Source organism: Actinomadura sp. WAC 06369, from assembly GCF_003947565.1.
Taxonomy (GTDB): domain Bacteria; phylum Actinomycetota; class Actinomycetes; order Streptosporangiales; family Streptosporangiaceae; genus Spirillospora; species Spirillospora rifamycini.
In genome coordinates, this window is record NZ_QHJN01000350.1 from 1 (window position 1) to 1,899 (window position 1,899).

The following is a 1,899-nucleotide window of genomic DNA, read 5'->3' on the forward strand; positions in this document are numbered from 1 at the left end:
TGCTCGCCGAGTCCGGCTACGAGGCCGCGACGACGAACCGGATCGCGGCGGCGGGGAGCAGGACGGTCGCGCCGACGACGGCCGCGGCGACGACGGCGACGCCCGCGTAGGCGAACGACGCGAGGAACGGGAACGGGAAGACGAGCAGGACGGCGAGGGCCGCGGCGACCGTGGCGCCGCTGAACAGGACCGTCCGTCCGGCGCCCCGGACGGTCGCGACGACCGCCTCCCGCACGTCGTCGCCGCCTCCGTCGCGGGCGGCGAGTTCCTCCCGGAAGCGGAAGATCATGAACAGCCCGTAGTCGACGCCGAGGCCGATGCCCATGACGAGGGCGATGTTGGACGCGAACGTGGAGATCTCGGTGAAGGCGAGCGGGATCCGCAGCAGGGCGAGGGAGCCGAGGACGGCGAACAGGCCGGTGGCGAGGGTGACGAGCGCGGCGGCGAACCGCCGGTAGACGAGCCAGAGCAGCAGCAGCGTCAGCGGCAGGATGATCAGTTCGGCGCGGACGAAGTCGGCGCGGGCCTGCTCCATGACCGTGCGGAACACCTCGTCGCCGCCGCCGACGGTCACCTCGACGGCCGCGTCCGTGCGGGTGAGGTCGGCCGCGAGGTCGGGCAGGACGCCCGTCCGGACGTGGTCGGCGTCGCCCGGCACCCACGCGAGGACGAGCGCGTGCCGCGCGTCCTCGCTGCGGAGCGTCTCGGTGCCGCCGCGGCTCCAGTAGGACCAGGCGTCGCCGACGCCGTCGCGGGCGGCGAGCTCGGCGGTCAGCGCCCGTCCGGCGGCCGCGGCGGCGGGGTCGTCGACGGTGCCGGTGCGGGCCGTGACGAGGAGCGCGACGTTGGGGCTGCCGGTGCCGTGGTCGCGGGCGAGGGCGTCGCGGGCGCGCATCGACTCGGAGCCGGGCGCCTCGAAGCGGTTGAGCGACAGGGCGCCGATCGTGCCGGCGCCGACGATGCCGACGAGGACGAGCGCGACGGCGCCGAGCGCGCTGATCAGCCGGGGCCTTCGGGTGACGAACCGGCCGAGGCCGTGCGGTGTGGACACGTGCTCCCCCAGGGGCGACGATGATCACGGCGGTCATATACGAGCGGGTACTCGTAATTACCGCCGGATAATACGAGCGGATGCTCGTATTTGCAATACTCGACGGGTCGCGGGCGGTACGGCGGGAGGACGGCGATGGACGGGGACGGCGGGTCCGGGGCGGGCGCGCGGCCGGTGCGGCGGCAGGCGCGCGGGGAGCGCCGCATCGCGCAGATCCTGGACGCGGCCGCCGGGGTGCTCGCCGAGTCCGGCTACGAGGCCGCGACGACGAACCGGATCGCGGCGGCGGCGGGCATCTCGCCCGGCTCGCTCTACCAGTTCTTCCCGAACAAGGAGGCCATCGCGAGGGCCCTCGCCGACCGGTTCGCGGCGGGGATGGGCGGCGCCCACCGCAGCGCGTTCGAGGCCGCCGACCCGGCCGCGGTGCCGCTCGCGGAGCTGATCGACGGGATCGTCGACCCGCTGATGGCCTTCAACCTCGCCAACCCGGGCTTCAAGGCGCTGTTCGCGCGCCCCGACATGCCGGCCGAGCTCTCCGCCGCCACGCGTCCGATCCAGGACGCGGTGCTCGGACGCGTCGCCGGCATCCTCGCCGCGCGCGCGCCGGGCCTCCCGGAGGACGACCGGACGCGCGGCGCGCGCGTCCTGATCCAGGTGTTCAAGGCGCTCGTCCCCCTGGTGGCGGAGGCCGCGTCGCAGGACGAGCGGGACGCGCTGATGGCCGAGCTGAAGCGCGTCCTCGCCGGGTACATGACCACCCTCGAAGCCCGCGGCGCCGCCCGGACCGGCGGCGCCTGACGGCCGCCGTCAGGCGTCGGCCGCGGGGATCCCCTACCGGCCCGGGAAGC

General features: G+C 75.3%; 2 protein-coding genes. One reads left to right on the top strand and one right to left on the bottom strand.

Translation table 11 applies throughout. From position 1 onward, the window contains the following. Nucleotides 1–16 precede the first annotated feature (16 nt). Complete coding sequence (locus tag DMH08_RS39335; protein WP_125621349.1) at nt 17–1,051, bottom strand: MMPL family transporter; 1,035 nt, start codon at nt 1,049–1,051, stop codon at nt 17–19. Nucleotides 1,052–1,186: 135 nt separating this feature from the next. Between DMH08_RS39335 and DMH08_RS39340 the strand changes: the two genes are divergently transcribed. Further along, nucleotides 1,187–1,849 carry a TetR/AcrR family transcriptional regulator gene (locus DMH08_RS39340; RefSeq protein ID WP_125621352.1) on the top strand — a complete coding sequence of 221 codons (663 nt, stop codon included), beginning with the start codon at nt 1,187–1,189 and terminating at the stop codon, nt 1,847–1,849. Nucleotides 1,850–1,899 lie beyond the last annotated feature (50 nt).